The organism is Pseudomonas sp. Pse35 (assembly GCF_024519715.1).
Taxonomy (GTDB): domain Bacteria; phylum Pseudomonadota; class Gammaproteobacteria; order Pseudomonadales; family Pseudomonadaceae; genus Aquipseudomonas; species Aquipseudomonas paracarnis.
In genome coordinates, this window is sequence record NZ_JALJRP010000013.1 from 130,077 (window position 1) to 136,971 (window position 6,895).

Sequence of the window (6,895 nt, forward strand, 5' to 3'; positions counted from 1 at the left end):
CTGACAAAGAGCAGGGCCGCTTCGCGCCCCAGCGGGAGCAAGCTCCCTCGCCACAGGTTTTTGGTGTCCGGGCTATTTTCGTGGTGCTGAAGGCGAGATGTAAAATACTGATAATGCATAACCTAATTCATTAATAATGCGCATATCGCATCACGCTAGCGCGGCAATTCAACCCGAGCCGCCAACCCCGAGCCACGTCGATTGCTCAGGCTCAGCTCACCGCCCTGCTCGCGCACAATGGCCCGCGCTGCCGAGAGCCCAAGCCCTACCCCACCGGTATTGCGGTTGCGTGAGGTCTCGAGACGAAAAAAAGGGTCGAACACACGCTCCAGGTCCGCCTCGGGAATCCCCGGGCCCTCGTCGCTGACCTCGATGCGTACCCGCTGATCGTCAACACTCAGAGCAATGCTGGGGTGCCGGGCGTACTTGGCGGCATTTTCCAGCAGGTTGACCACCACCCGTTTAAGCGCCAATGGCCGGCCGTGATAGACCAGATGGGGCGGCCCCCGGAAGTCGACCGCCAGCTGCTGGTCGCGATAGTCGTCGATGATGGTTTGCAGCAGTTCAGACAAATCGAATGCCGTGCTGTGCTCCAGTACCGTATCGTCGCGGAAAAACGCCAGCGCGGCGTTGATCATCGACTGCATTTCCTCGACATCGCGAATCAGCTTGTGCTGATGGTCCAGATCCTCCATGAACTCACAGCGCAGGCGTATCCGCGTCAAAGGCGCGCGCAAGTCATGGGAAATGGCTGCCAGCATCTGGGTGCGTTCGCCGATGAAGTGCTGGATCTGCGCCTGCATGGTGTTGAAGGCGATAGTGGCCTGGCGTATTTCGTCGGGGCCTTCGATGTCGATGGGCGGTGCGCGCAGATCGCCGCCGAAGCGTCTGGCGGCACTGGCGAAACGCTGCAACGGCTTGGCCAATTGCCGGGTGGCCACCCAGGCGACCAGCAAGGTAGCGATCAACCCCAGGATGATGATCACCGCAATCCGCGTGGGTGCGCTCAGGCCCCAACTGCGTTCGGGTGGGATGAAGGACAACCAGCTGCCATCAAGTAACTGCACCAGCGCGACATAATGCGCGTCGGGGCTGCCACGGGGCCAATCGTCCGGGCTGTACACCTGAATGGTGCGCCCCGTGCCAAACAACGCCTGTATCCCAGGGACTTCGCCCGCCTGTAGCACGTTGCCGCCGCTGGGCAGGCCGAAATCCACGGGGTCGGTATGCCACGTCACCTGCAACCGCGCATCGCTGGCCGCTGCAGCCAGATGCGAGCGCAACGGCGCAGGCGCCGCCTCGATCACTTTCAGTGTCGCGGCCATCTGCTCCAGCAACCCCGTGCGGTCGATGGGCGGACGCGCCCACACCCCGGCCACCTGCACGAACAAGGCATTGAGGGCCAGTGAGGCGAGCATTGCGGCGAGAATGGTGAGGGCGATCCGCCGGTTCAGGGTGTCGCGGCGCAGCAGGCGGCGAATCATGCGCGGGTCACCGGGGCAGTGAACAGATAGCCGCCATTGCGCACGGTGCGGATCAGGTCCGGGCGCTTGCAATCGGGCTCGATCTTGCGCCGCAGCCGGCTGACCTGCACGTCGATGCTGCGGTCGAAGGCGTCGTGGCCCTGGCCGTGGGTCAGGTCGATCAACTGGTCGCGGGTGAGAATGCGCTGGGGGTGTTCAAGAAACACTACCAGCAGGTCGAACTCGCCACCGGACAACGGGATCATGACGCCCTCCGGCGAACGCAGCTCGCGACAGGTGATATCCAGATGCCAACCGGCGAAGGCAATCACCGGGCGTGAGCGCTCGTCGGCCGCACTGACCGACTGTCCCGCACGCCGTTGCACAGCGCGCAGGCGGGCCAGCAATTCGCGTGGGGCGAAGGGTTTGGTCAGGTAGTCGTCGGCGCCCAGTTCCAGGCCAACAATGCGGTCGCTCAGCTCGCCCATGGCCGTGAGCATGATGATAGGGATGCCGACCTGCGCCTGCACTTTCTGGCAGAGGCTGAGGCCGCCTTCGCCGGGCAACATGAGGTCGAGGATGATCGTGTCCGGCCGCTGTTGTGCGATGGCCGCCCACATGGCCTCGCCGTCGGCGGCCACGTCGACTTCATAGGCGTGCTGGACGAAGAATTTCTTCAGCAATGCCAGCACTTCCACGTCGTCATCGACGATCAGCAGTCTGCTCACGTTCACAGATTCCCAGGCCAAAAAAAGAACGACATCTAAAACCATTCCGGCGCCGGGGTCATTTATTTCAATCGAGCAACATTCCTTCGCCACGGACACAACCCGGACATCTTTGGGCAAAACCTGTCGGGCATTCTGCACGTCTTCCACCCAAGGAGACGCCTATGAAAGTTTCGAGCAGCAGGTACACCGAGCAAGCAGCAGGCGATGCGCGGCCACTGGTACTGAGCCAGCGCACCTCTTCCCAGGCTCAGGACAGCCCGATGCTGTTCCAGGAATCCTGCCTGGGGCTGAACGCGGACCTGGACCGTATCGTGCTGCGTCGCTACTTCGAACACTACAGCCCCGACGCCGGGCGCTGGGTCGAGTACGCCCACTCCATTCCCATCGCCGACCTTATCCACTGGATCATGACCCATGGCCAGTTGCATATCGAATCGTCACACGACACTCCAAACGAACAGGCAACCCATTGATGGCCCGTAAATGCTCACTCCTGCTACTGATGGCGGCCACCCTGAGCCTGATGGCTTGCAGCAGCAACAAGGTCGAACCCGAGCGATATACAGGCTTTCTTCATGACTACAGCCTGCTTAAAGAACAACAGAGCCCGTCGGGCCAGACCGTACTGAGTTGGATCAGCCCGGCCTTGAAGCGCGGCCGCTACAAGCAGGTCTACCTGGCGCCTAGCCAGTTTTTCCCGGCTGTTGAACCCACCGCTCAGATCCCCCAAAGCACGCTCTCCCACGTCACCGGCTACTACGACCTGGTACTGCGCTCGGAACTTGGCAAATACGTTTACCTGGCCTCAAAACCTGGCCCTGACACCCTCACAGTACGCCCTGCCATCACCCGCATCACCACCAGCCCCCAGGGACTGCGGTTGTATGAGTGGCTGCCGATCACCCTGGTCGCAGCGGGCGTGAGCGCCGCCACAGGCATACGCGATCGAGACAGTGAAATCGCCACGGAGCTGTCATTGGAAGATGGTTCGACCGGCGATGTCGTGGCGGCCATGGTGCGTAAAGGCACCGGTGCCCCCCTGGCCAATGACAAGCAAGTCATGACCGCCGACAACGTCAAGGACGTGCTCGACGGCTGGGCCCGCGACCTGGGTACGTCGTACAGTGCAGTCGCTCGATAACCCTCGCCGCGCTCAAACGTCATAATCACAGGGGCATCTGCGTGGTAATCTCCCGGCACCACGAATAGACATTGATCGTCACTTGACGATGACCAAAGCCAGGAAAGACCATGCCCAAGATTTCTCACTCAGCGCTACGCCGTAACTTCCGTGACCTGCTGGCAACGCCCCTGTGCGTTGAAACCGCCTCCGTATTCGACCCCATGTCTGCCCGCATCGCGGCCGACCTGGGGTTTGAAGTGGGAATCCTGGGCGGCTCCGTCGCCTCCCTGCAGGTGCTGGCGGCCCCCGATTTTGCGTTGATTACCCTGAGTGAGTTCGTCGAGCAAGCCACCCGCATCGGCCGTGTGGCCCAGTTGCCCTTCATCGCCGATGCCGACCATGGCTACGGCAACGCCCTGAATGTAATGCGCACCGTGGAAGAGCTGGAACGCGCCGGCGTCGCGGCGCTGACCATCGAAGACACCCTCTTGCCTGCGCAATTCGGGCGTAAATCCACGGACCTGATTTCCGTCGAAGAAGGCATCGGCAAGGTCAAGGCCGCGCTGGAGGCGCGTGTCGACCCGGCGCTGTCGATCATTGCGCGCACCAACGCCGGCGTGCTGCCCACCAGCGACGTGATTGCGCGGACCAAGGCCTACGAAAAGGCCGGTGCTGACGGCATCTGCATGGTCGGCGTCAAGGACTTCGACCACCTGGAGCAAATCGCGGAGAACCTCAGCGTTCCGCTGATGCTGGTGACCTACGGCAACCCACAACTGCACGACAGCGAGCGCCTGGCCAGCCTGGGCGTACGCATCGTGGTGGCCGGGCATGGCGCCTACTTCGCCGCGATCAAGGCCACTTACGACAGCCTGCGTGCCCAGCGTCAGCTGACCCACAGCACCTCGAACCTCAGTGCGACGGAATTGACCCACACCTACACCTTGCCTGAGAGCTATGTGGCGTGGGCCGAAGAGTTCATGGATGTAAAAGAGTAATCAATCACTCACGGCTCAGCCGTTGGCGCATCCCTGCGCTGGCGGCCGGGCCGGGCTGTACCACGCACTGATCCATCGCCACCCACGCACCTTCCTCCGTCGCCATCATCGGCTGCACCGGCCGGCCCGTCTCGCGTTCCACCACCTCGACACTGATGCCCTCCTCGGCGTAATGCCGATTGCCCCACGCCACCAACGCCATCAGCACCATACGAAAGTCTTCGCCTCTGGCCGTCGGCACGTATTCGTACCGTGGCGGCCGCTCGCTGTAGGCGCGGCGCTCCAGCATCCCCGCGTCTACCAAGCCATTAAGGCGGCGCGTCAGCATGTTGGGCGCGATGCCCAGGCTGCGCGAGAACTCGTCAAAACGGCGCAAGCCGTGCAAGGCGTCGCGCATGATCAGCATGCTCCACCACTCCCCTACCCGTTCAAGGCTACGGGCGATGGGGCATTCGGCACTGATGAGGGATTTGCGCTGCATAAGTATTCCTGTGTGCGAGTACAAACTTGTATGACGCCATGTTACTTTCATGATGATAGTGACGTCCATACGCTGTGTACCCTTCAAGCAACAGGAGTCGATTGAGCATGAGTAAACGTATCGTCGTGACGGGCATGGGCGCGCTGACGCCGCTGGGGTCGAGCGTGGAATCCACTTGGCAGCGCTTGCTGGACGGACAGTCGGGCATCCGCCGCTTGCCGCAAGAGTTGATCGGTGATCTCGCGGTCAGCATCGGCGGCCAGGTGCAGAGTGTGTTGCAAGACCCCGAAGCCGGTTTTGATCCTGATCGACTGTTGGCAGCCAAGGAACAGCGCAAGATGGACCGCTTTATCCTGTTTGCCCTGGCGGCGGCGGATGAAGCCCTGAAGCAGGCCAATTGGGCCCCCAGAACACCCGAGGAGCAGGAACGCACGGCAACCATCATCGCCTCCGGCGTCGGCGGTTTCCCGGCCATTGCCGATGCGGTGCGCACCACCGACAGCAAGGGCCCGCGTCGTTTGTCGCCCTTCACCATTCCATCGTTTCTGAGCAACATGGCCGCCGGGCATGTGTCGATCAACTATGGCTTGAAAGGCCCGCTGGGTGCGCCAGTAACCGCGTGTGCCGCCGGGGTTCAGGCTATCGGCGACGCAGCGCGAATGATTCGCGCCGGGGACGTCGACGTCGCGGTATGCGGCGGTGCCGAAGCGGCGATTCATCGCGTCAGCCTTGCCGGATTCGCCGCAGCGCGAGCGTTGTCCAGCGATTTCAATGTCACCCCGCAGCGCGCTTCGCGACCCTTCGATCAGGCGCGCGACGGCTTTGTGATGGGCGAAGGCGCCGGCATTCTGGTAATTGAAGAACTCGAACATGCCCTGGCGCGGGGCGCGCAGCCGATTGCCGAACTGGTGGGCTATGGCACCAGTGCAGACGCCTATCACATGACCGCAGGGCCTGAAGACGGTGACGGTGCGCGCCGGGCAATGACTCAAGCGTTGCGCCAGGCGGGCATCGAGGCGTCGCAGGTGCAGTACCTGAATGCCCACGCGACCTCCACACCTGTGGGAGACAAAGGCGAGCTGGCGGCAATCAGGACGCTATTCGGTACTGGCGGTAGCCCGGCGATCAGCTCGACAAAATCCGCCACCGGCCACTTGCTCGGTGCTGCGGGGGGCATCGAAGCCGTCTTCACCGTGCTTGCCCTGCGTGACCAGATCGCGCCAATGACACTCAACCTGGAAAACCCGGACGCCCTCGCCGACGGCCTGGACATGGTGCGCGATGAGGCGCGTCCTATGCCGATTGAATATGCGCTGTCCAATGGCTTCGGCTTTGGCGGCGTGAACGCCAGCGTGCTGTTCCGACGCTGGATATAAGCCGGGGTTTGCCCCTGGAGTGAATTTCACCGACCATGGCGCCTTTCTGTTCCTGCCAACACGAGGTGCCCATGGCCAACCACGACCTGTCCTATACCCCTGACCCGGACGCCGATTCCATCTCCTCCGACGTAATCGGCTTCAACGGCATCCTGGTCTCCACCCAGATTCCCACCCATGCCGATGGCAGCCTGGAACTGGGCGATATCACCCTGCAAAGCGAGTGCACCCTGCAAGCGCTGAAAGTCGCGCTGGAAAAAGCCGGCAGCTCCATGGACCGGGTCATGCACCTGACCATCTACCTCACCGACATGGCCGACCGTGCTGCGTTCAACGAGGTCTACAAGCGCTTTTTCGCCAAGCCCTGGCCAGTGCGGGCGGCAGTGGGCGTTGCCGCCTTGGCGGTGGAAGGTATGCGGGTGGAAGTGACGGCGATGGCTGCCAAGGCTTGAATCTGTGACGCCGTTAACGCCGATCTGATAGGAATGTCGAACGCGGTCAAAGAGGTGGGCTTGCCTGCGATAGCGGTGGTGAATGTTCCATCGCCATCGCAGCATAGGTATCTACACAACTGTGCAGTTCGCCGCAGCCCCCGGTAACTACGATGCGAAGCGAGCCGCTCTTGATCTTGATCTGCTTTTGATCTTAGGCGCCCCGTTAAACCACGATGGCCGGAATTCGACAGGGATTTGGGGGGTAAACCGGCAGGGATGCCGGTTTAGC

At 62.0% G+C, this 6,895-nt stretch carries 8 protein-coding genes; 5 read left to right on the forward strand and 3 right to left on the reverse strand.

All coding sequences use genetic code 11. The features are described from left to right. Positions 1–155: 155 nt before the first annotated feature. On the reverse strand, positions 156–1,484 hold the full coding sequence (locus OC445_RS13880) for an ATP-binding protein (RefSeq protein ID WP_089041670.1): 1,329 nt from the start codon (positions 1,482–1,484) through the stop codon (positions 156–158). Next, positions 1,481–2,191, reverse strand: a complete 711-nt coding sequence (locus OC445_RS13885; protein WP_034127602.1) for a response regulator — start codon at positions 2,189–2,191, stop codon at positions 1,481–1,483. Before OC445_RS13885 ends, OC445_RS13880 begins: the two co-directional genes overlap by 4 nt. A 164-nt stretch (positions 2,192–2,355) precedes the next feature. On the opposite strand from OC445_RS13885, the gene OC445_RS13890 reads away from it, so the two are divergent. From OC445_RS13890 to OC445_RS13900, 3 genes are all read left to right on the forward strand, one after another. Beyond that, positions 2,356–2,667 carry a hypothetical protein gene (locus OC445_RS13890; RefSeq protein WP_198791754.1) on the forward strand — a complete coding sequence of 104 codons (312 nt, stop codon included), beginning with the start codon at positions 2,356–2,358 and terminating at the stop codon, positions 2,665–2,667. After that, complete coding sequence (locus OC445_RS13895) at positions 2,667–3,335, forward strand: DUF3313 domain-containing protein (protein WP_198791753.1); 669 nt, start codon at positions 2,667–2,669, stop codon at positions 3,333–3,335. The genes OC445_RS13890 and OC445_RS13895 overlap by 1 nt, the downstream gene beginning before the upstream one ends. 110 nt (positions 3,336–3,445) lie before the next feature. Next, positions 3,446–4,315 (forward strand): oxaloacetate decarboxylase, encoded by an 870-nt coding sequence (locus tag OC445_RS13900; RefSeq protein ID WP_014718426.1) that lies wholly within the window; start codon positions 3,446–3,448, stop codon positions 4,313–4,315. Positions 4,316–4,319: 4 nt separating this feature from the next. Here the strand turns inward: OC445_RS13900 and OC445_RS13905 are convergent, their stop codons facing one another. Continuing rightward, positions 4,320–4,796 carry a winged helix-turn-helix transcriptional regulator gene (locus OC445_RS13905; protein WP_034127411.1) on the reverse strand — a complete coding sequence of 159 codons (477 nt, stop codon included), beginning with the start codon at positions 4,794–4,796 and terminating at the stop codon, positions 4,320–4,322. A gap of 107 nt (positions 4,797–4,903) precedes the next feature. Here OC445_RS13905 and fabF point away from each other — a divergent pair, with 107 nt between their 5' ends. Both fabF and OC445_RS13915 read left to right on the forward strand, forming a co-directional pair. Continuing rightward, positions 4,904–6,172 (forward strand): beta-ketoacyl-ACP synthase II, encoded by a 1,269-nt coding sequence (gene fabF / locus OC445_RS13910; protein WP_181125482.1) that lies wholly within the window; start codon positions 4,904–4,906, stop codon positions 6,170–6,172. A 71-nt stretch (positions 6,173–6,243) separates the two neighbouring features. Further along, a complete protein-coding gene (locus tag OC445_RS13915; RefSeq protein WP_014718423.1) occupies positions 6,244–6,624 on the forward strand; it encodes a RidA family protein in 381 nt (126 codons plus the stop codon). Positions 6,625–6,895: the final 271 nt, after the last annotated feature.